Source organism: uncultured Porticoccus sp. (assembly GCF_913061305.1).
Taxonomy (GTDB): Bacteria; Pseudomonadota; Gammaproteobacteria; order Pseudomonadales; family Porticoccaceae; genus Porticoccus.
On record NZ_CAJXST010000004.1, the window covers coordinates 295319 to 317371 of the forward strand.

Annotated in this window: 13 protein-coding genes and 1 tRNA gene; 9 read left to right on the forward strand and 5 right to left on the reverse strand. The window is 55.8% G+C overall.

The window, feature by feature from the left end; translation table 11 throughout:
* Positions 1–189: 189 nt before the first annotated feature.
* The 5 genes from QZ516_RS06810 (at position 190) to QZ516_RS06830 (ending at position 7799) form a co-directional block, all read left to right on the forward strand.
* Entirely contained in the window at positions 190–1995 is a 1806-nt protein-coding gene (locus QZ516_RS06810; RefSeq protein WP_297187832.1) for a DUF1302 family protein, read from the forward strand.
* Between the two features lie 84 nt (positions 1996–2079).
* Positions 2080–3528 carry a DUF1329 domain-containing protein gene (locus QZ516_RS06815; protein WP_297187833.1) on the forward strand — a complete coding sequence of 483 codons (1449 nt, stop codon included), beginning with the start codon at positions 2080–2082 and terminating at the stop codon, positions 3526–3528.
* A gap of 174 nt (positions 3529–3702) precedes the next feature.
* Positions 3703–4854 (forward strand): YCF48-related protein, encoded by a 1152-nt coding sequence (locus tag QZ516_RS06820; protein WP_297187835.1) that lies wholly within the window; start codon positions 3703–3705, stop codon positions 4852–4854.
* A gap of 86 nt (positions 4855–4940) precedes the next feature.
* Positions 4941–7289, forward strand: coding sequence for an MMPL family transporter (locus tag QZ516_RS06825; protein ID WP_297187837.1), 2349 nt, complete (start codon positions 4941–4943; stop codon positions 7287–7289).
* A gap of 225 nt (positions 7290–7514) precedes the next feature.
* Complete coding sequence (locus tag QZ516_RS06830) at positions 7515–7799, forward strand: helix-turn-helix transcriptional regulator (RefSeq protein ID WP_297187839.1); 285 nt, start codon at positions 7515–7517, stop codon at positions 7797–7799.
* 69 nt (positions 7800–7868) lie between these two features.
* Here the strand turns inward: QZ516_RS06830 and pgi are convergent, their stop codons facing one another.
* Entirely contained in the window at positions 7869–9497 is a 1629-nt protein-coding gene (pgi, locus tag QZ516_RS06835; RefSeq protein ID WP_297187841.1) for a glucose-6-phosphate isomerase, read from the reverse strand.
* Between the two features lie 125 nt (positions 9498–9622).
* Positions 9623–10630 carry a type I glyceraldehyde-3-phosphate dehydrogenase gene (gene gap, locus QZ516_RS06840; protein ID WP_297187843.1) on the reverse strand — a complete coding sequence of 336 codons (1008 nt, stop codon included), beginning with the start codon at positions 10628–10630 and terminating at the stop codon, positions 9623–9625.
* A gap of 159 nt (positions 10631–10789) precedes the next feature.
* Here gap and QZ516_RS06845 point away from each other — a divergent pair.
* The 4 genes from QZ516_RS06845 to QZ516_RS06860 all read left to right on the forward strand — a co-directional run bounded on the left by QZ516_RS06845 (position 10790) and on the right by QZ516_RS06860 (position 14840).
* Positions 10790–10866 (forward strand) — tRNA-Arg (locus QZ516_RS06845).
* A gap of 568 nt (positions 10867–11434) precedes the next feature.
* Complete coding sequence (locus tag QZ516_RS06850) at positions 11435–12922, forward strand: ATP-binding protein (protein WP_297187845.1); 1488 nt, start codon at positions 11435–11437, stop codon at positions 12920–12922.
* Positions 12915–14288 (forward strand): sigma-54 dependent transcriptional regulator, encoded by a 1374-nt coding sequence (locus QZ516_RS06855; protein ID WP_297187847.1) that lies wholly within the window; start codon positions 12915–12917, stop codon positions 14286–14288. Before QZ516_RS06850 ends, QZ516_RS06855 begins: the two co-directional genes overlap by 8 nt.
* A 168-nt stretch (positions 14289–14456) precedes the next feature.
* The gene (locus tag QZ516_RS06860; protein WP_297187849.1) at positions 14457–14840 is read left to right on the forward strand and encodes a DUF4168 domain-containing protein; all 384 of its coding nucleotides are present in this window, start codon (positions 14457–14459) and stop codon (positions 14838–14840) included.
* Between the two features lie 148 nt (positions 14841–14988).
* Here QZ516_RS06860 and QZ516_RS06865 read toward each other — a convergent pair whose 3' ends face one another.
* The 3 genes from QZ516_RS06865 to QZ516_RS06875 all read right to left on the reverse strand — a co-directional run bounded on the left by QZ516_RS06865 (position 14989) and on the right by QZ516_RS06875 (position 21764).
* Positions 14989–16434 carry a dicarboxylate/amino acid:cation symporter gene (locus QZ516_RS06865; protein WP_297187851.1) on the reverse strand — a complete coding sequence of 482 codons (1446 nt, stop codon included), beginning with the start codon at positions 16432–16434 and terminating at the stop codon, positions 14989–14991.
* Between the two features lie 78 nt (positions 16435–16512).
* Positions 16513–20028, reverse strand: coding sequence for a translocation/assembly module TamB domain-containing protein (locus QZ516_RS06870; RefSeq protein WP_297187852.1), 3516 nt, complete (start codon positions 20026–20028; stop codon positions 16513–16515).
* Positions 20025–21764: an autotransporter assembly complex family protein gene (locus tag QZ516_RS06875; protein WP_297187854.1), complete on the reverse strand. Its 1740-nt coding sequence runs from the start codon at positions 21762–21764 to the stop codon at positions 20025–20027. The genes QZ516_RS06870 and QZ516_RS06875 overlap by 4 nt, the downstream gene beginning before the upstream one ends.
* Positions 21765–22053 lie beyond the last annotated feature (289 nt).

A 22053-nucleotide genomic window follows, 5' to 3' on the forward strand; every position in this document is an offset into this window, starting at 1 on the left:
CGAAGAAGGTGCGACCGGAAGACCCTCGGTAACCAGTGTATTGACCGTTTTTCGGACGCAATTACCACATTTATGTGGCAAAACTGTTGTTGCTGTTGGGGAAGAAGCTGTTTATATTTCGCATTGCTGTGCGGAATGTGCGGCGGCAACTAATAATAGTTAATAAATTAGTGGGAGAAGAAAATGGTGATGAAAAACAACACCAGCATCAAGAAAGTAGGTGGCTTTCTGCTGGGCTTTGGGGGGCTGATGGCCGCCGCAAGCCCGACGTTTGCAGCCGATTTTGACTACGGCATGGACGAAAGTTTTTTTAAGCTCAGCTATAACGGCTATGTCCGCACCACCGTCGGTGTGCTGCTGAATGATCATAAGGAAACCAGTGCCGACGACAAATGGCGCATGAACCAGGCGCGGGCCACCGTCAATATCGACTGGGACATCAAAACCGGGCCGCTGAACTGGCGGGTGGTCACCCGTGTCGAGCATGAGCACAAAACCGACTACCTCGAAGATCTGTCCGAGCGTATGGAAAAGCAGCACGATGCGCTGAATGTCCTGACGCCAGGTACCGATAACCGCGGCAACTACGGCCGTGACGGCAAGAAAGGCAGTTTCATGGACCAGTATGAAACCACCGACGAGCTGATGGATATCGTGCGCGAAATCTACTTCGACTGGCAGATCACCGACCGCCTGTTTGCCCGTATCGGCCGCCAGCAGCTAGTGTGGGGGGAGTCCGACTTCTTCCAGGCGATGGACGTGGTGCACGGCTATGACTTCCGCCAGCGGCTGTTCTATGAGAACAACGAAGAATGGCGCAAACCGCTGTTCCTGTTGAACTTCGTCTATGAGGTTCACGAGTGGGACGGCATGCTCAACTTCTATATTCGCCCGGGGATGGATCGCTCCGAGGATATGGGCAGCAACTACAATATCGAGGGCGGTCGCTGGATCCCCACCCCCTACCGCGGGGTTGACTTCACTCAGGTGACCGATGCCTATAACGAAGACCATAACAAGGGCGACTGGGACGACTGGACCTACGGTATCCGTTGGAACGGCCGCTGGGGCTCCGCCGGTTACTCGTTCTCCTATATGAAAACCTTTAACCCGGCTCCGGTGATCAACCCGAACCTGCGTTTGAATGCAGGCGGTGATCTTGCTGCCTTTGGTGAGTACTATGGGGTAGGTGATTCCACTGCTGTTGGTTTCAATCCTGGTGGAATGCCTACGGATGTTGCCCTTGAGGGCTATGGTGATGGCTACACTGGCAGTAAACTGCTGGGTGAGTGGCTCTATCCGGAAATCGACGTGTTCGGCTTTACCGTCAACTACTTCAGCATGGCGATGGACTCCACGTTGAGTGCCGAAGTGGCGTTTATTCCGAACAAACCCTACAACTACGGCCAGTTGCAGTCCGACCTGCCCGGTTGGGGTGGTATCAAGGAGAAGGATACCCTGAACGTCATGCTGCGGATCGACAAGGAGTTCAAATGGCAGCAGATTCTCGGTACCCACCGTCCGTCACTGTCCAGTATCCAGCTGTTTGATACCTGGATTATCAACCGCAAGAAAAGCGATGAGATTGTCGAATTCGCCTCCTTCGGTGAAGAGAAATCCGAGCACACTGTCTACCTGACCCTGTTCACCCTGCTCAACTACACCCGTGACACCATCAACCCCTCGCTGGTAGTCGGTACCGACCTCACCAACGGCGGCGGTTTTGTGATCCCGGCGGTGGAGTTTGTCTGGGGTAACGACTGGCGCCTGAAGGTTGAAGCTGACCTGTGGTGGAACGACGGCGACCGCAAAAAAGTCTGTGGTAAAGCGGATAACAACGGTAATGCTGCAAATCTAGGCCAGGATTTGGGCGTAAGCGGTTGTGATAAAACCGTCGGTGACGACCTGCTCGGCGTGCGTGAAAACGATGCCTCCTTTATGGATTGGTTCGCCCGCGACAACCAGCTGGTCTTCAAGCTGACCAGGCAGTTCTAATAAAGATAATAACGAAAATTTGTGCAACTATTGCAAAACCGGATAGTCACAAATAAGACTTATTTTAAAACTGGGAGTAAGACTATGTATAAGAAGTTACTAACGGCGTCGGTCGTGGCATCAATGGGCTTTGCGCCCTTGATGGCATCCGCGGAAGACGAAACGGCGCTGCCGCTGTACGCCACCGACCGGGAACCCGGTTATGTGCAGCCAACGGCAGACGGTTCCAAGCCTAATCCAGTGTTCTACGGCAGCCCGGCCAAAGCCGGTCGCTGGGACAACGGCAAACCCACTGAGTCGGAAAAACTGCCCGAGGGTGTGACCGAAGACCAGGTAATGAAAGCGGGTACCGTGATCAATGCGGCCAACTTTGATAAGGTCAAGGACATGTACTTCGAAGGTAAGCGTGTCGGCGACATGATTACCGAGAAAGTCGAGTGGATGATCCGCGAAAAAAACCTGGCGATGAATATCCGTCATTCGGAATTCATCGAGATGGACGAGAAGTACATGCAGGCCACTCAGGATGGCAAGGGCAAAGTAAAATTTGACCCCGAAACTCGTGCAGTGTCTGGCTGGGAAGCCGGTATGTTCTTTGACCCGCAAGAAATCTCTATGGACGACCCCCACGCCGGTGACAAACTGATCTGGAACCTGCGTTCACCGACCTACGGTGCAACCATGGACTTGCGTCACATCTCCTGGGTATTCCTCGACGGTGAAGACGGCATGGAGCGTATCCAGCGCTGGTGGGCTCGTCGCTACTACATGGAAGGCCGTCTCGACGGTGGTCCACTGGTAGAAGGTGATGGCGATATCATGCAAAAAACCGTTCTGGTGGCAATTTTCCCCCAGGATATTAAAGGTATCGGTATCTTCTCCGTACGCTACAACGACCCCACTGCGGAAACACCGGATGACGTTTGGGCCTACCTGAAGTCGGTTCGTCGTGCACGTCGTCTGTCCGGTAACGCCTGGATGGATCCAATCGGTGGTACGGTGCAGCTGTACGATGACTGGGATATCTGGGATGCGGTTCCGACCAAATACAAAGAAGTAAAACTGGTTGATCGTCGCTATGTATTTGCGATTGCTCACGCACCGCTGATGACCGTGGATCTGCGCTTCAGAAACACCATTCAGGAGTTTCCAGCAGTCGGCATGGACATCCCGCCTCACTACTTCCCCGCGCCCCAGGTGCAGTGGGAACCACGTGAAGTATGGGTAATCGAAGGCACCCCGCCCGATGTTCACCCCTACAGCAAAAAAGTAGTGTATATGGAAGTCGATTATCCTCGTCCCTACCTGGGTGAGGCCTACGACAAAAACGGTGAATTCTGGAAAGGCTTTATCTTCCAGAACCGTCTCGACGTAGGTGATGATGGCTACAAGGCGCTGATGCCGGTTGTTGGTCACATCATTGACTTTAAAGCAGACTTCGCGACCAACTGGTCTTCCAACATGAAAGCCAATCCGGCCGGTGTTGAAGAAACAGACGTCACGCTGCAAACGTTGATTGCTCTGGCTCGTTAATTCGAACCGGTTCGTTCTGAAACAGGGCTGTCAGGCAAACCTAATCGTTTATCTGGCAGCTCTGTTGCAGTTTACACACTGAAAAATCAATAAAAACGACCGATCAGACGGTGTTCGTAGCACTGTAGTAGTAAAGGTGGCCTTCCTGGTCATTTAGATTTTTTTGGGGGTTTTATGAATGTTGCTGGACAGGACCATGCTGGAACCAATTCCTCTGAGCCCGCAGGGCCGGTAGAAAAAACAGCAGGCCAAAAATTTATTGCATTGGTTTTATCAATTTTACCCTGGGCTATTGTCGGCACTCTGTTGTGGGCTGGCCTGTTTGTCAAACCAACTGCCGTGATAGAGGAAGTCACACCACCGGCGATTGACCGCCGTGACAATATTCTCGGCATCACCCAAGTCGGCCCCGATGTGTATTGGGCGGCTGGTAACTACGGAAAAATCCTTATTTCCACTGACCGGGCGAAAACCTGGACCAATCAAAACTCCACCGTGGATACGCATTTTCAGGATATCGCTGCCTGGGATGAGAACCGTGCTGTAGCCGTGGGCAACAAAGGTGTTGCGGTGGTGACCGACGATGGCGGTAAGACCTGGATGTCAGTGGAGACACCCAAATCCGAAATTTCCAACAAGTTGTTGAAAGTCCATGTATCTCCCGATGGCGAAGCGCTGGCGGTGGGTGAAATGGGCATGATCATTCAAAGTCTGGATTACGGAAATACCTGGAAGCGCCTGCGCGATGAAGAGGATATCTTCTTCAATGACGTTATCCGCACCAACGAAAACACCATCATCATTGCCGCTGAAGCAAGGGCGATTGAAGATCCTGATGCGCCTTATGATCCACACCAGCTGGTTCCGGACGCCTACGGTCTGATCTTCAAGAGTGATGACAATGGTGAGACCTGGCGCACCATTAAGACCGATAGCCTGAACAGCTTCGCGGCCATTGATTTCCGCAATGAACTGGAAGGGGTTGCGGTCGGTTTGTCCGGTACCATTGTCGCCACCTTTGACGGTGGTGAAACCTGGGCGCATGTCGACAGCGAAACCTCCGGTATGAAAGAACACCTCATGGATATTGCTTGGTCTGAGCACCTCAAGGAGTGGGTAGGTATTGGCAACAAAGGCAAGTGGATAACCTTCTCCGGTGATCTGTCGTCATTTGAAACACGTTTCCTGACAGAAGCCGCCGCAGATGTGAAGGACTTTACGTCCCACGCTGAACTCGCCCTGACCGGTGATGGCGGGTTTGTCGGTGTCGGTGAGACGGTCGGTTATATGGATCTCGAAACGAACCAGTGGACATTGTTGCACTAGTCATTGACACAGTTGCGTGACGATTCAAATAAACAATTAAAAGATGCGCCCATCCAGGCAGTTTCGGATGGTTGGTGGAGGATAACATGTTAGAAAAATTTGCACTTGCCTGTATCAAATTCAGAAAAAGTGTTCTGGCAGTGGTGGCTGTTCTCACAGTTATATTTGCTTACTTTGCACAGAATATCGAAGTTAAAACCGTATTTGACGACCTGATGCCGACCTCGCATCCCTATGTTCAGATACACAACGAATACAAAAACACCTTCGGTGGCACCAATATCATCACCTTCATGATCGAAGCGGAAGAAGGTGATATTTTCCAGATGCCGGTTTTGAAGAAGGTCCGTGATCTCACCCAGGGTCTTTACAAGATCAATGCGATCAATGAATTCCAGATCTATTCAATCGCCGGTAAAAAACTGAAGGAAGTGCGCGCTTCCACAGAGGGGATTGAAAGCTTCCCCTACATGTGGCCCGCTCTTCCGGAAGATGAAGCTGGTATTGAAAGGCTTCGGGAAGCAATCTTGCGCAGCCCGCTGGTCTATGGACCCTATGTGTCCAAAGATCTGACAGCTACGCTGGTGACGGTGGATTTCTACGACAATCTGCTCGAGTACAACCGCGCCTACAAACAGGCTTACGAACTGGTAGACCGGTTGGATGATGACACCGTCAATATCAGCCTGGTGGGCAATCCGGTTCTGTACGGTTGGGTAAACCACTTCCTGCCTGAAACCATGAATCTGGTTCTGGTGGCGGCGCTGATCTTCCTGGTACTGCTGTTCCTGATCAACAGAACCTGGCGCGGTACGCTGTTGCCACTGCTGTCCGGTGCGATCAGCGCCACCTGGGCACTGGGCGCTGCACACATGCTGGGCATTCACTTCGACCCGCTGGTAGTCGTGGTGGCCATGCTGATTACTGCCCGTGCAGTATCGCATTCGGTACAGATGATCACCCGCTTCCACGAAGAAATCGACAAGATGACCGAGGGTCACGATCTCTGTTCAACGGAGGCGGCCCGCCTGACTCTGAAGGATCTGTTGCGTCCCGGCTTGCTGGGTATTGCTACGGATGCTGGCTGTGTGACCGTGGTTGCGATCAGCCCGATTCCTCTGTTGCAGAAGCTGGTGGTACTGGCGGTTGTCTGGGTTGGCACCGTGGCGGTGAGCTCGATTATTGTCACGCCGATCCTGCTGTCATGGGTGAGAAAACCCAAGTCCTACGCTCACCCGCTGAACCTTGACCTGCTGCTCATCCGTCCTTTCCTGAACATGTGTGTCAAGATCGTGGAAACCCGGGCGCGCTATGTGGTGGTTGCGTTCTCTTTGGCCCTATTTATCGTTTGTGGCTTTTACGCGGTCGATCTGAAGGTGGGCGATGCCAACCCCGGTTCACCGATCCTCTGGCCCGATGCCCGTTACAATATCGATTCTGACAATATCAACAGCAAGTTCCCAGGCGCCGACCGGATGTTTGTGGTGTTTGGTAACGAAACCCGCGATAAAGAAGGCCTCATGAAAGAGGTCGACTCTCTGGACAGCATGTTGCGTTTTCAGCGCTACATGGAGCAGCAAGAGGAAATTGGTGGCAGTCTGTCCCTGGCGGATGTTTTGCCGACGGTTAACCAGACAGTGCGGGAAGGTAACTACCGCTACGTGGAGCTGGGTGAAACCACCACCAACAACGCCGAACTGATCTATATGTTCGAACGTGCCTCTGAGCCCGGTGACCTGCTTGGCTTTACCGATGTGAAAGCCACCAATGCCTCGGTGACGTTGTTCTTTACCGACCGTCAGGGCAAGACGATCCAGACAGCGATTGCCCGGATCAATGAGTTCAAGGACAACATGGCGGTTGAAGGGCTGACCATTCACATGGCTGGCGGTATCATCGGCGTGATCGGTGCGGTGAATGAGGTCATCCTCTCCGGACAGATTCAGTCGATTGCACTGGCGCTCTTCATTCTGGTGATGATGTGTATCATTGTGTATCGCTCCAGTATTGCGGGGATGTTCTTTATGGTCCCAGTGGTGCTGTCCAACCTGGTAACCTTCGCCTTCATGGCATGGCAGAACATTGGTATGAACATCAATACCGTGCCTGTTGCTGCGCTGGGTATCGGTCTGGGCGTGGACTACGCACTGTATATCTGTGACCGTATCCAGATCGAATACAAATCTGGCAAGTCACACATCGAAGCCATTTCCATGTCCCTGCACTGTGCGGGACGGGGTGTGCTGGTAACCGCTCTGGTACTGATTGCCAGCGTTGCTGTATGGCTGTTCTCTTCATTGAGATTCCAGGCTGAGATGGGCATGTTGATCGGCCTGTGGCTGTGTGTCTCTGCATTGAGTGCGTTGTTCCTGATGCCGGCTCTTGCCTTCATCTTCAAGCCGCGCTTCCTGTTTGGTGAAGTACAGCGTCACTAACAGGGAAACAGCTTGAATTCCAATGCAATATTAAACAGGGCCCGCGAGGGCCTTGTTTTTTTGTAGCGTAGATAACGGGTTCAGTGTCACGAGCCCGGTGGCAAGCTGGTTCCTGTGGACCCTGAATGTTGATCGAAAATAAAGTCGGCAGAAGTTTTGAGTGTGCCGGTTCAATCGGTCCGACTATCCACTAATTGAAAATACGGATTTGACCCAACAACAATAATGAAAATGAATACTGATGTGCTGGAATTTAATGAGTCCTACCGGAATGGTGCAAAAAAGCTGGCCGTTTACCCGCTCTATGGACTGACCAAACGTGAATCCGAAGTTGTATTGCGGATCGCATTGGGCAAGACCAATGATGAGGTGGCGACTCTGCTGGGCATCACCCCGGCCACGGTCAAGCTCCACATGCGAAGTGCCCGGCTCAAGTTGGGTGCCAATAACTCAATCTATCTGATCAGTCGTTGTTTCATGCTGGGTATTTTGCGCGCCGTATCCGGTTGATTGCCCTGCTGTATTAATGTTTGACACCGTTGGTGGCAGTTGCCTGCCAAGCCTGCATCGCGGCCGTGTTCAGGGGGTTTTGAATAATCCTGTGCGGCGGTTGATATGGTTGAGCAATTGCCGCGTGGACGGGTCAGGTGCACTTTCACCGTCTTGGTCGCTGTCGTGCCCAGAGAGCAAGTCGGATGCAATGCCCTTGCCGAGTTCGACGCCCCACTGGTCGTAGGAATTGATATTCCAGATCGCGCCCTGCACAAATACCTTGTGCTCATAGAGCGCCAGCACCTGGCCGAAATGGTAGGGTGTGAGGGCGTCGAGCAGCAGCAGGTTGGAGGGTTTGTTGCCGGGACAGATCAGGTGAGCCGGGAGATCCGGTTGATTTCGATTGCCCGTCATCAAGGCAGATGCCTGTGCCAGCAAATTTGCCAGCAGTGTGCGGTGGTGTTCATCGATACTTTCGGGTTCATTGACTGCGGCGACCAGGTCGAGTGGAATTAAATGGTTGCTCTGATGAAACAGCTGAAAAAAGGTGTGCTGTGCATTGGTGCCCGTCTGTCCCCAGAGGACGGGGCCGGTCTGGTAAGCAATGGTTTCACCGGATTGCGAGACTGACTTGCCGTTGCTTTCCATATCGAGTTGTTGCAGATAGCTGGGCAGTAATGACAGGCGTTGGCAGTAGGGGATAATGGCCACTGATGTCGTGTCGAGAAAATTCCGGTACCAGATACCCAGCAGGGCCAGGATCACCGGCATGTTTTCGGCAAAGGGTGCCGACCGGAAGTGCCGATCCATCGCCCGGGCGCCCCCCAGCATCTCTGTAAAGCGTTCGTGTCCCAGACTGATCGAAATGGTCAGTCCCACACAGGACCACACCGAGTAGCGGCCACCGACCCACTCATCAAATGTCAGAATCTGTGATGACGGGATACCGAAGGCCTCGGCGTTTTTCCGGTTGGCGGTCAGGGCGATGACCTGGCGGCTGCTCACCAGCCCCGATCGCTGCAGCTTTTGTTCGAGCCAGTGCAGGGTGGTGCGGGTGTTTAACAGTGTTTCCTGGGTGGTAAAGGTCTTGCTGGCGACAATCACCAGGGTTCTTTCAGGATCCAGTTGATTGAGGGTGTTGAGTACATCCTCCCCATCCACGTTGGCGATAAAGTGAACCCGCAGATCCGGGTGCCTGTAGGGGCGCAATGCCTGGCAGGCCAGTTGGGGGCCGAGTACCGAGCCGCCGATACCGATATGAACGATATCCCGCACGGCTTTACCCGTGACACCGAGCCACTTGCCCTCGCGGACTAACCCGCTGATTGTCGCCATCTCGGCCAGTGTGGCACTAATCTGTTCGTTCAGGGGCTGTCCTCCGCACCGGTAACCGTCTTCCCGCTCGCCTCGCAGGGCGGTGTGAAGTGCGGCGCGCTGTTCTGAGCAGTTGATTGGATCGCCGTTGAACAGGGCATCGCGCTGATGTCCCAGTGTGGATTGCTCGGCCAGTTCCAGCAGGGCTGAAAAAATGGTTTCGTCGATCAGATTCTTCGAATAATCCAGCAGCAACCCGTCCACCGACAGGGCAAAACGCCGATGGCGATCCGGATCTTTCTGAAACAGCGACAGCAGGTCGAGTCGTTTGCCTCCCGCTGCCAGTGCTTCCAGCGTACGCCAGGCAGGCAGTGTGTCGGGAGGGGTGGTTGTCTTTGTCATACGGCTGGACTCGTCTTTTGTGGTCGCTGTCTGATTATATCGGCCAGTATCGCATGCCCAATGATGAACGGTTGGCATAGCAAAGCCTGGCGGCTATCTGCACGATTATTTTAACACTGCTAATTCTACAGATGTCGGCCCATGACCAGGCAGGTATCCAGCATGCGGTTGGAAAACCCCCATTCGTTGTCATACCAGGCGAGAACTTTGACCAGTTGGCCGGAAACCCGGGTGTGTGAGCCGTCGAAAATACTGGAGTAGGCGGAGTGGTTGAAATCGACGGACACCATCGGTTCTTCCGTGTAGGCGAGAACTTCACCCAGTGGACCGCGGGCGGCCTGCTGCATGATGTCGTTTACCTCGGCCGCTGTGGTGGCACGGCTGGCTGTAAAGGTCAGGTCCACCAGCGACACATTGGCGGTGGGCACCCTGACGGCCATGCCGTCCAGTTTTCCCGCCAGTTCGGGCAGCACCAGACCAATGGCTTTTGCGGCGCCTGTGCGGGTGGGAATCATGGACAGCGTGGCTGAGCGCGCCCGGTACAAATCCTCGTGATAGACGTCCACCAGGTGCTGGTCATTGGTATAGGCATGAATCGTTGTCATGAAACCCGTTTCAATGCCGAGGGCGGCGGACAGAGGCTGAACCACTGGCGCCAGACAGTTGGTGGTGCAGGAGGCATTTGACACGATCCGGTGTTCGGCCGATAACAGTTCGTGATTGATTCCGAACACGACGGTGGCATCCACATCTTTGCCCGGTGCCGAAATCAGCACTTTTCTGGCCCCGGCCTGCAAATGCCCGGCAGCCTCCTCCCGGTCGGTAAAATGTCCCGTGCACTCCAGAACGATATCGACCTGCAACGCCAGCCAGGGGAGGTTTGCCGGATTCGGCTCGGCGAGCACCCTGATGGCGTCCTCATCAATGAACAGAGTCTCGTCGTCGTGACTCACCGGTTGATGGAATTGACCGTGAACACTGTCAAACCGGGTCAGGTGAGCGTTGATCGCCACATTGCCCTGATCATTGATCGCGACAATGGCCATCTGCTCCCTGAGCTCGGGCCTTTCGTAAAAAGCCCTTAGGATATTCCTGCCGATACGGCCGTAGCCGTTAATTGCCATGCGCAGCATGCTCACCTCCCTTCAAGGCCTATTATTGCCTGATTGGCCGTCCAACAACATCCCCAATTTAGGCCGTGGCAATAGGCGACAAACCTTCCGTGTCATATAACCAAAATGGCTTTTCGACTTGACTCTCCGGAGTCACTTCAATATATTACGCGGCCTCACGCACTCGTAGCTCAGCTGGATAGAGTACTCGGCTACGAACCGAGCGGTCGGAGGTTCGAATCCTCCCGAGTGCGCCATAAACAAAGAAACCACCCTTGCGGTGGTTTCTTTGTTTATGGTTCCCCGATAGCGTTCGAACCGATAGAGGTTCGACAACTTCCGTGAGGAAGTTGGACCCAGCAACGGCAAGTTGCGCAGCCCCGCAGGGGGCAAAACGGCCATAAGCCGTTTTGAGTCAATCCTCCCAGACACGAGCCGGGCACCGTAGGTACGAGACGACCCGAGCGCCGAATAATCCTCCTTGACGAGGTATAAACGGCTACCAAGGTCGCGATCTTGTAAGCTGGTCGGATTGCCGGCCCGCCAGCACAGCTGACGGTCGTTCAACGGCGTGCAAAGCGTTGCTTTGCAGACACTTGTTTCACCCTCCCGAGTGCGCCATAAACTAAACCCTCGCCTGAAAAGGCGGGGGTTTTTTATGGGTCACGACGGAGGTGAGAACCTCCTCAGCCTCCTCAGCCTCCTCAGCCTCCTCAGCCTCCTCAGCCTCCTCAGCCTCCTCAGGTTCGAGCTGACCTCCTCAGGTGCGAGACAACACCGAGGTTCACGGGAATTTCCCGAGAAAATACGGTAGGGTGACAAACCATGCGACCTGAATTTTTTAAAATCCGTGCGTGGATACTACCGTTACCCCTCAGCCTGACCTTGCTCGTTACCGTACTACTGCCGTTTCTCACAGTGATGGGACTGACCGGCTGGTACAGCATCAACCTGCTGGAGCGCAACAGCCGCGATCGCATGCAGGAGGATATCGAACTTATTGCCAGGGCAATTCGTCTGCCTTTGAGTCACGCCCTTGAGCGCGGCTATGAGGAAACCATCAAGCGTGCCCTGGAATCGGCATTTACTATCGATAGAGTCTACGGCATTTATGTCTATGATCGCCGCGGTAAAACCATTTATGCCAGCGGTGCCAGGGAGCCCTCCATGGGGAGTGAACAGGCGGTACGCATTGCCAATCGCGGTGAACGACAGGGCGAATTTGCCCGGGTGGGTAAAGAGGCGGTGTTTTCCTATTTTGTGCCGTTGGTGGATGCCGGTGAGCAGATCAGTGGTCTGCTGCAAATTACTCGCCGTGGCAGCGATTTTGACAATTATCTCAGTCAGCTTCGCACCCACAGTCTGTCGGTATTGATCATTTCGGCAATCATACTGACGCTGATTATTTTACTGGGCTATCGCTGGACTCTGGGACGGCATCTGGTCGCCGTGAAGTCGGGTCTGGCTCGGATTCGCTCGGGGGAACTGCGACACCGTTTTGACCCAAAGGGCCCCCGTGAGATGCAATTATTGGCGGGTGGCATTAACGAAATGCTCAATGCGATCGCCCGCTCCAGTGAAGCGCTGGCAGCGCAAAAAGACCGCGAGGCCGAGCTGACCGAAAAACTGCACCAGTCGGAAAAACTGGCTGCCCTTGGGCAGCTTTCTGCCGGTGTCGCCCACGAGCTGGGGAGTCCCCTCAGTACAGTGGATGGCAAGGCGCAGCGGGCGCTGCGGCACGGCGAGCACCTGCCCCCGGCCGTGATGGATGCACTGGCTGCCATTCGCAGGGAGTCGGCTCGTATGGAGCGGATTATCCGCCAGCTCCTGGATTTTGGTCGGTCCAATCCGCTGGATCGCCGCACAGTTGCCGCTTGTCAGCCGCTGCTGAGTGCCCTCAAACGGGTTGCGAACCCGGCCTCCATCTGGGTTGATGAAAAAATCTCGCCGGACACGAAGACGCAGTCGGTGAAAGTCGATTTGATCAGACTGGAGCAGGCATTGACCAACCTGTTGCAAAACGCCTTTCAGGCTGCCCGGGCTCGGGTTGTGGTGAGCTGTGAGATTTGTCCGGAGGGGGTTCGCTACTGTTTTGAGGATGACGGGCCGGGTATCAGCGATGACGACTTCCCCCATCTGTTTGAACCGTTTTTCACCACGAAACCGGTGGGCCAGGGAACCGGGCTCGGCCTGGCAGTAGCGCATGCGGCAGCCCGGGATCACGGCGGTGCGATTGAGGTTTCCCACACCGATAACGGCGGTGCCCGCTTTTGCCTGTTATTGCCACAGAGGGAGGATGCAGCGGATGCCTGATGCCGGACTGATTCTCGTTGTCGAGGACGACAATGGCCTGCGCGGACTGATTCGCGAGGAACTGGAGGAGAATGGCTTTGCCGTGGCGGAGGCCGGTGACGCCGAAGCCGCTGCACATTGGATGGCCAGCCGGTCGCCGGACCTGATTATCAGCGATATGCGCCTGCCGGGGGAGACCGGGCTGAGCCTGCTCGACCACAGCCGTCAGTTGCCGGTGCCCCCGGCATTTCTGGTGATCACCGCATTTGGTACCGTGGAGCAGGCCGTCAATGCATTGCAGCACGGCGCCGACGATTTTCTTACCAAACCGCTCAGTCTGGACCATTTGCGGCTCAGTGTGGAACGGGCACTGGAGCGCCGGGCGTTGCAGAGTGAAATTTCCCGTTATCGACAGATGTTGAAAAGCGGCGATTTTCACGGGTTGATCGGTCGCAGTGCCCCGATGAGACAGTTGTTTGAGCAAATTCGCCGGGTCGCCGCGGCCAATGGCCCGGTGCTGATTACCGGCGAGAGCGGCGTGGGCAAGGAACTGGTGGCCCGTGCGTTGCACGCCGAAAGTGATCGATGCGATGGCCCTTTTCTGGCGGTGAACTGTGCGGGCATCCCCTCTGAATTATTGGAGAGTGAATTGTTTGGCCACACCGCTGGTGCGTTTACTGGTGCCCAGCGGGCCCGCAAGGGGCTGTTTGCCGAGGCGGAGGGCGGCACTTTGCTGTTGGACGAAATAGGTGAAATGCCGGGGGCGATGCAGTCGAAGCTGTTGCGTATCCTTCAGGATGGCCGAATGCGACCGGTCGGGGAAAACCGTGAACGCCAGATCGATGTTCGTATCGTGGCCGCCACCAACCGGGATCCGGTCGCCGATATTGAATCCGGTATGTTCCGGGCAGATCTGTTTTACCGGCTGGAAACATTTTCTTTTGAGGTCCCGCCACTGGCCCGTCGCGGGGATGATATTGATCTGCTCGCCGCCCACTTTCTGGCGCGCTTCGGCGCATTGGCGGAGCCCCGGGTAACCGGGATCACCCCGACGGCGCTGCGCTGTTTACGCCATTATCCCTTTCCTGGCAATGTTCGCGAACTGTCCAATGCCATCGAGCGCGCGGTGGCCTTTGCCCGTGGGGAAGAGGTCGATATCGATGATTTGCCGGAGCGTATCCGCAGTTATCGAGGTGCCGGTCAGGCAGAGGGCAGTGCCACTTTCGACGAGCCGATTGAAGCACAGCAACTGCTTCCCCTGAAGGATGTGGAAAGGCGTTATGTGCGTTATGTCCTGGCGCGAATGGAGGGCAACAAACGGCGCACGGCCGAGCTGCTGGGTATTGGCCGCCGCACACTCTACCGTTACCTGGAGGATGATGACTGAGCGGGATTGACCCTGTTGCAATGTCACATGTGCCATATTGACACGCTTGAGTGGTGGCCCAATAACACACCGATGTACCTGAAAGCCGCGGCTAGCGGTGCTTTTGCTACTTGGCATGGTGGTTGCTAAATATTTAGTGAAATCAAAAAAGCCTGACAAGGAGGCACTATGACTTTCAACCAGATCGCTGCTACTACATTGTTTTCGGCCCTGCTTTTATCTGCCCCGGCTGCAATGGCCCAGGACCCACAGGGTTACGGCCAGCCACCGCAGAGTGCTGCTGCAGCGCAGCCCGCCGATGATGCCACCGTCACCAGTTTTGCCGAGGCAATGGGTGAGGTACAGGTTATCCAGCAGAAGTTTTCGGAACAGCTCCAGGGGGTAGAGGACAACGACAAGGCCCGTGAACTACAGATGAAGGCGCAGGAAGAAATGGTCACAGCCGTGGAGGCCAGCGGTATTTCCGTACAGGACTACAATGCGCTGGCGAGCCGGATGGATCAGGATCCGGCGCTGAGAGAAAAAGTGGAGAAAAAGCTTCAGTCCATGTAACGGACGACACCCACTATGGGCTGGTCCAGGTCGGCCCAATATTCTAGATGGTTAGCTGCCAAGGCCCCGACGATACTCCCAGTCATACGTCGGGGTTTTTTTATGTTGTATGCAGAATGGTTCCGCTGAAGAGACGTTGGCAATGTGGTTATTCCCCACGAGGATTGCCTGTTGTGGTAAGCACATCTTCGCCGGTTTGCTGGCGAACGATTTCCTGCTGCTGTTCCTTGAGTTGCTCGGCGTGGTGGCTAAGGCTGCTGCCCACCCATTGATCCATCAGTTTCGCGGTCACCAGGTCGCCGCTGACATTGATGGCTGTGCGACACATATCGAGTATCCGGTCAACCCCCATGATCAGTGCGATGCCCGCAGCCGGTATGCCGACGCTGTCGAGCACCATGGCGAGGATCACTATGCCGACCCCCGGTGTTGCCGGTGAGCCGATCGAGGCGCCAACCGCAGTGATCACGATCAACACCATGCCGCCAAGCCCGATATCGATGCCGAATACCTGTGCGAGAAACATGGCGGCCACACCCTGATAGAGCGCCGTGCCGTTCATGTTGATGGTGGCCCCCAGCGGGATCACAAATTGCGATATGGAGGGCCTGACACCGAGTTTTTCTTCGGCCACCTTGATGGATAGCGGCATCACTGCTGCGGAACTGGAGGTGGAGAAGGCCAGCAACAGCACCTCCTTGATGTCGTTGAGAAAGGTCAGCGGGTGTCGCCTTGCCACGATCAAAATAATCAACAGATACAAACCCAGTAACAGCAACAAGCCCAGTAATACCGTCAGGACGTAGACCGCCATGCCCAGCAGGGCATCGATGCCGAGCTTGGCGGTCAACTGCAGTATCAGCCCGAACACGGCGATCGGTGCCAATAGCATCGCCCAGCGGACGACGGTCATGCAGACTTCCTGGAGGGATCCCATCAAATCGAGCAGTGGCTTGGCCTGCAGTGGTGTCATCATCACCAGTGCCACGCCCATGATCATGGCAAAAATTACCACCTCCAGCATATTGCTTTCCACCATCGCGGAGAGCGGATTAGAGGGCAGCAGCGTGACAATTTTTTGTGGCAGCTCACCGAGAACAGGGCTGCCGGATGTTTCTGCCGCCGGGATGGGTTCAACCAGTGAAGCGATCTGCAGTGCCTGCTGGTCGATATATTGCCCCGGCTTGATCAGGTTGGCGATGGTGATGCCAATCACGATGGCGATGGCCGTGGTGAAGATAAAATACAGCACCACTCTGAAGCCGGTTTTTTTGAGCTGTTCCAGATCTTCTGTGGCCGCCAGCCCCCGAATGATGGAGGCAAAAACCAGCGGGATGACGATCATCTGAATCAGGGCGAGAAACAGTTTGCCGGGCAGTGCCAGCCAGTCGCTGATGGTGGTGGCATCAGCGGGTGATACCCAGCCCAGGCTGGGGCCCATCAAAATGCCGACGACAATGCCGAGAAACATGCCAACAAGCACCTGAAGCCACAGTTTTCCCCGGATCAGCCCCTGCAGGGACGTGCTTAAATACTTGAGTGAGCGGGGCTGGAGAGCCTTGACCGTAGAACTCAAAAGGTTGTGATTTGACATGACGGCGGGTAATCACTTTTTAACGTCCAGGGAGACACTGTCGCACATGGCGCAGGGAGGGGCCAGCGTCTTGAAAGGTCAGGGACGCTCGATCCTCCAGAGAATATCCATGCTCTGCGTTGCGCCGGATTCAGCCCGTATCTTGAATTTTTTGGAGACCGAGTATTCGAGCAGTAAGCCGGCATTGGGCGAGAGAATATTTTGAATATAGCTGGCGTAGAGCCTCGGTGTCAGGTATTTGCCAAAAGTGACGACGCTCTCTTCGATGCCGCCGTCGCTGGAGACCGACAACACGTCGAGTCCGAGTTGCCGTTGCAATTGTCCGGTCAATGCATCGCTCTGACTGAAGCCCAGTGAGGCGGCAGCATTGATCAGGGTCGACCCCTCTGTCTGGGTGGTTCCCGCCAGGGATTTGCCGGTGATCAGCATGGCCAGGATGTCGGTCTGTGGCAGGCTGGGGCTGGAAAACAGTTCGCTGGTCAATGCGCCCGGCACACCATCAATCTGAATACCCACCAGCGTATCGCCCACTGTTCGGGAAGCGCGGGCATGAATCAGTGGGTTATCCGGGGGGCCCTGAAAAACCAGCCTGCCGGAATCGATCGTCAGCGCCTGCCCGTAGGTTCGGTAGACGCCATCGACAATTTGCAGAATGCCCTCCGCCCGCACCGGTTGGGTTGGTGTTTCGGTGAGACGGAGGTTCCCCGTTACCTGTCCGTGGATACCAAAGCCGCTGAACTGGATATCGTCTCCCAGCTCAAGGGCGATGTCCGCTAACAGGTTGAGCGGGGAGGGCTTCTCTTCATCTGGGTGGGTCTGGTCGATGATCAGCGCATCTGCGGAGACGGTAACGGCGCTGGCGGGTATTTCCTTGAGCGCAATCTCGGCTTCGGGAACCTGAATCTTGCCGGTGATGTGCAGTTGCTCCGGGGTCGCCACTATTTTCAGGGTCGGGCTTAGGCTGGCCTTGATGGTCTCCAGGTCAACCGTTTTTACTCCCACCCCGGTCAGAAACAGTTCACCGCGCCAGTCGTCGGGCCGGTTGACCTGCAGCAGGCCATTCACCGCCAGTGACCCTTCCCCGGAGTCCACTTTGCCGTCCAACTGCCACCTTGTCCGGTCGCGATGCTCCAGTCGCAGGTCGCCGTTGGTCAGATTAATGCCGAGTTGTGGAACATAGGCGGAGAGACCGTTCAGCTGAACATGCCCGGACAGCGCCGGGTGGTCGGCCGTACCGGCAAGCCTGATGAGCGCATCGGCGCGACCCTGCAATTCGTCGACAGAGGTAACAAAGGGATTCAGCCAATCCAGTTTGTCCAGCTGGAGGTGGAGGCTGCCGCCAATAGCCCGGTCCGCTTCTGCCAGTGGCCAGTGGAGCTGGATCCGGGCGTTGCCGGTATCGGTAAATTTGGTGTTTCCGGTGAGTTCCAGCCGTTGTTCTGCAAGACGGATGTCAAGGTCGGTATTGTCCAGGGTGACCTGTCGCAGTTTTTTGGCCCTGTCGTCAACGGTGAATCGGGCCGCCGCGGCGCTGAGGGTCAGTTGCCCGACCAGCGTTTCATCCCAGCCCGCAAGTTTGAGGTCGCCATTGATTTCGCCACTGAGAGCGCTGTTGCCCGGTAGCCAGGGTTGTAACCATTGCAGGGGTAAGTGGTGGAGGGTGGCTGTGGTGTCAATACCGGTGTTTTTACGCCACGTCAGATGGCCGCAGACAACCCCGTCGAGTTGTTTCCAGCAGTGTTCTTTTAGCTCGGCACCGTACTCTGAAACCCTCCCTTCGACGCCGTTATCCAACTGCCAGTTGCCAACCAGTGGGGTGCCGATTTTGCTATCCGAAATCCGGGTCTGCCATTCACCCTGTTGCCAGTGACCGGTACCCTGCAAGGTAACGGTCAGCTCCGGTTGCGATGCCGAAAGCTGGTAATGGTGTTTTTCGGGTCGTCCACTGGCCTGTAGTTGCAGGTCGGTCTCCTGCTGTTGATCGCCGGCCAGCGAACCCGACAGCGCCAGGTCTATGTGCTGTAGGCCCGCTTTATCGATGTTGAGGCGCAGGTTCAGTGAACGAACGCTGTACCCGTCAAAGGCCAGTTCGTCGGCACTGACAGTGCCTTGAATCTCAGGCAAGTGACGGGGTGAGAGGGGGCTTCCGGGATTGGAAACCTTGCCCGCGGAAACCAGTTTGCCGGAGAGGCCGGGATAGAGCTCCGCCAGATTGTTGGCGGTCAGCTGCCAGTTGAGTGGGGTTTGGCCGCCCCATTCCCCGTTCACCCGCAGACGGTTATCTCCGATCCGGGCGGTAAAGCCACGGCTGGAAAATACGCCCTGCCGGGAGGCCAGTTGACCGCGCAGTGTCACCGGGTAGCGGTTCAGGGACCCTGTCAACTGGTCTATTTTCGCGTCTACCGACAGGCCCTGATCCCTGTAGCTGCCGGTAGTGGTGAGCATGCCCGCCAGCTCGCCTGACAACTTCTGGTTCAGAAGATAGCCGGGATCGATCTCGGCGAGGTTCACAGCCAGCTGCCAGTGGGGTGTTGTGTCCCAGTCTACGTCTCCCTGAATACCCAGTTTGCCGGCCGCCGAGTGCAGGTTGAGGTTCTCGAGATGCAGACCCTGTCGATCGCCCCGGAGGTCAACGGCAACCTGTTGTGTGGGTAACGTCGATGGGGTTTGCGGGGTCAGCTCAAATGCGCCCTGCAACTGATAGTCATCCACTGAACCGGTGAGCCTCAACTGCCCCTGCGAACTGATAGCGGGCAGGTCGGGCCAGACAATCCGGTTGTCGATGGTCCAGTCATTGATCAGCTCCACCGAGATAGCCAGTGGGTTCAATGTTCCCCGGTCCCAATCCGCGCCACTGACCAGGGTTCCCCTGGTGGTAAGACTAAAGGGTGCACTCAACTGGTGTTCAATGGTCACGGTGGCCAGATTGCCGCCCAGCCTGGCTTCGCCTTCGAAGCGGTTTTGCTGGAATTCGGTATGCCACTGGAGTGCGATATTGAGCCGGTAGGGTGGTTTTGCCCTGATGGTGCCCTGCAGTGCCAACTGTTGTTCTGGCTGGCGAATGATCAGTTCCCGCACGTCAATGCCGAGTAGATTGACGCTGCCTGCGGCGGAGATTTCTTCCAGCGTCAGGGAATCCGGGCCGCTGTGGTATTGGAACTGGTCGATGGTGAGTCGTTCCAGCGTTACCGGCATGACAGTGTTCAGGCTGGGCCAAACAAACGTTGACGCGCTATCCGCAGTGGTGGGCTCAACATGGATTTGCAGATCGGTAAACTCAAGGGTCTGGATAGGTAGTTGGCCACCCAGCAGCCCGAGTAACTGCCATTGCCCCGCGGCCGAGGTGGCGCTGATCAGCAAGTCGGCTCGCCGGATAGACAGCCCCTGAAAAGTGAGGCCTTTCAGTAAGGTGCCATGGCTGGCCTGCCAGTGGATTTCAGTATCAGTGGCAGAGGCTGCCGCCTTTTCCAGCAGCCAATGGCTGCCGGTGCGGGTTGCGATTAAAAGGTAGCCCGTGGCCAGCAGTGTGCCGACTATCACCACCAGTAATGCTGACAACAGCAGGGCGCCACGATAAATTAAACGGCGTTTCACAAGTCCGGCCCCATGGAAAGGTGAATCCGGAATGCCTGTTCGGATGTATCGGGAAAGGCCAGATCCAGCCTGATGGGCCCCAGTGGCGAGCGCCAGCGCAATCCGACACCAAAGCTTCTTTTCAGGGTAAAGCTGCTGTTGTCAAAGGCATTGCCCACATCGTAAAAAACGGCGAGGGCATAATCCTTGTAAACCGGATAGTCGTATTCCAGTGAGGCGGCCAATAAATGCCGCCCACCGACCACCTCGCCCCGGTCGTCCATCGGCCCCAATTCCTCGTAGTCATAGCCGCGTACACTGTTATCGCCACCGGCAAAAAACCGGAACGAAGTGGGCATCTCCTCGAAATTGCTCATCAGGCTCAGGCCGCCCTCAAGTCGCCCCAATACCCGGCCGCCGAGCAGCGGCAGAATATATTTGCCACTCCCCTGCAATTGCAGGAAGGACAGGTCTGAGCCGAGGGATTCGGCGGCACCCCGCAGGCTGAAACGGGTACGCCAGCCAGTGTAGGGGTAGGCCGGATTGTCTGCCCGGGTTTTCTGCCAGCCGATGCCGGGTACCACCAATTCCGTGCTGTTCCGGTCACCTCCCACTTTAAAGGACTCCACCTGATAAACCAGGTCGAGGGTTCTGATCCAGCCGTTGTCCAGACTGCGGCTGTGGGCGGCGCCGGCAAACCAGGTTTCGCTGTCAGCGCTGTCGGTGTCTTCTTCTTCCCAGCCGGTTTTGAAGGTGACAAATTCGGTATCCGGTTGTTGCAGGGGAATCTGATATTCCAGGCTGACGGTGGATTTGACCCGCGACAATTGGGCGTCGGCCCCATAGCGATGCCCCTTTTGGTTGGCACGGTTGTTTCTGAAGCCGATGCTGCCCCGGGGGCCGGTATCCGTGGCAATTCCCACCCCCAGCGAGGTGCTGTAGCGGGGGCCGGGGGTGAGTACCACCTGGACGGGAATCTGTTGACTTTCGCGGTCGGCTGGTTGCTGTGTGACGATGACCTGGTGAAAGTAACGGCTGTTGATCAGCGATTGCTGGAACTGACTGAGCAGGGGTGCGTGAAAAGGGGTGGTGGTAGAAAACGGCAGAAACTGCGCCAGAAAAGCATCGTCAAAAACCGCCTGTTCGAAATTCACGGAGCCAAAATGATAGCGGGGACCGCTATTGAAACCGAGCAGTATGTCGGCTTTCTGGTTCTCAAGGCTGATCTGTAATTGCTGCCGGGTAAAATGACTTTCAACATAGCCGCGCTGTTGCGCCAGTTTTTGCAGGGACTGTTTGAAGGCTTCGTAATGGCCGTGATTCAACTGCTCACCGGTTTTTGGCAGCGATGCCTCCAGTAACCGGGCAAATGCCGGGTCGTGCCGGGCGTCCCCGTCAATCTCAACCTGTACCCGACCCAGGGTGGTGGCTGTGCCCGGTGTTACTTCAATCGTCATTGTCCAGCACTGGTCGCTACTGGAAAGTGAGCTGCTCCAGCTGGCATGGTAGTAACCCAGTGCCTGCAGTGCCTGGCGGATTTTTTCGTCAGCACTGTCGAGCAGTACAGCGCGGCGTCGGTCGCTGATTTGACAGTGCTCGCTGCCCAGTCCCAGATGTTGGACGATATTTTTCTTGACGGTGGCGGAGACCTCGCCGGAAATAGCGATGTCGGGCTGTGTTTGTGCCAGAACGACCGGAGCAGCGGTCAGCCATGCCAGTATCCATAATTTGCCCAGCAGCAGGGGCAGCCTTCGCAACTCTGCAGCGTTCGCTCTCTGTCGAGGTGTCGGGCAGACAGGTTGGCAGAATGGATTGGGCAATGGCAATGATCCGGTTATTGGGTGTCAATTTATGGGGTGTGACAAAGTTGCAGGATTAAACAGGCAAGCAAACTGGCTGAAGTTATGATACACGGGTTGTATTGCTGTTGCGCTTGCTGCTGTGACAGAAAATGCTGTCGGCGTTGGTCGCTCGCAGGTTGATGGGCTGATGGGTCCCACAGCGCAGAATCTGACGCGCAGGCCAATGCTGAAAGCAGATTATCAT

Excerpts from the sequence above, each read along its gene's own strand:
- QZ516_RS06810 (WP_297187832.1), top strand. The coding sequence starts at position 190 with ATGAAAAACAACACCAGCATCAAGAAAGTAGGTGGCTTTCTGCTGGGC.
- QZ516_RS06815 (WP_297187833.1), top strand. The coding sequence starts at position 2,080 with ATGTATAAGAAGTTACTAACGGCGTCGGTCGTGGCATCAATGGGCTTT.
- QZ516_RS06820 (WP_297187835.1), top strand. The coding sequence starts at position 3,703 with ATGAATGTTGCTGGACAGGACCATGCTGGAACCAATTCCTCTGAGCCC.
- QZ516_RS06825 (WP_297187837.1), top strand. The coding sequence starts at position 4,941 with ATGTTAGAAAAATTTGCACTTGCCTGTATCAAATTCAGAAAAAGTGTT.
- QZ516_RS06830 (WP_297187839.1), top strand. The coding sequence starts at position 7,515 with ATGAAAATGAATACTGATGTGCTGGAATTTAATGAGTCCTACCGGAAT.
- pgi (WP_297187841.1), bottom strand. The coding sequence starts at position 9,497 with ATGACAAAGACAACCACCCCTCCCGACACACTGCCTGCCTGGCGTACG.
- gap (WP_297187843.1), bottom strand. The coding sequence starts at position 10,630 with ATGCTGCGCATGGCAATTAACGGCTACGGCCGTATCGGCAGGAATATC.
- QZ516_RS06850 (WP_297187845.1), top strand. The coding sequence starts at position 11,435 with ATGCGACCTGAATTTTTTAAAATCCGTGCGTGGATACTACCGTTACCC.
- QZ516_RS06855 (WP_297187847.1), top strand. The coding sequence starts at position 12,915 with ATGCCTGATGCCGGACTGATTCTCGTTGTCGAGGACGACAATGGCCTG.
- QZ516_RS06860 (WP_297187849.1), top strand. The coding sequence starts at position 14,457 with ATGACTTTCAACCAGATCGCTGCTACTACATTGTTTTCGGCCCTGCTT.
- QZ516_RS06865 (WP_297187851.1), bottom strand. The coding sequence starts at position 16,434 with ATGTCAAATCACAACCTTTTGAGTTCTACGGTCAAGGCTCTCCAGCCC.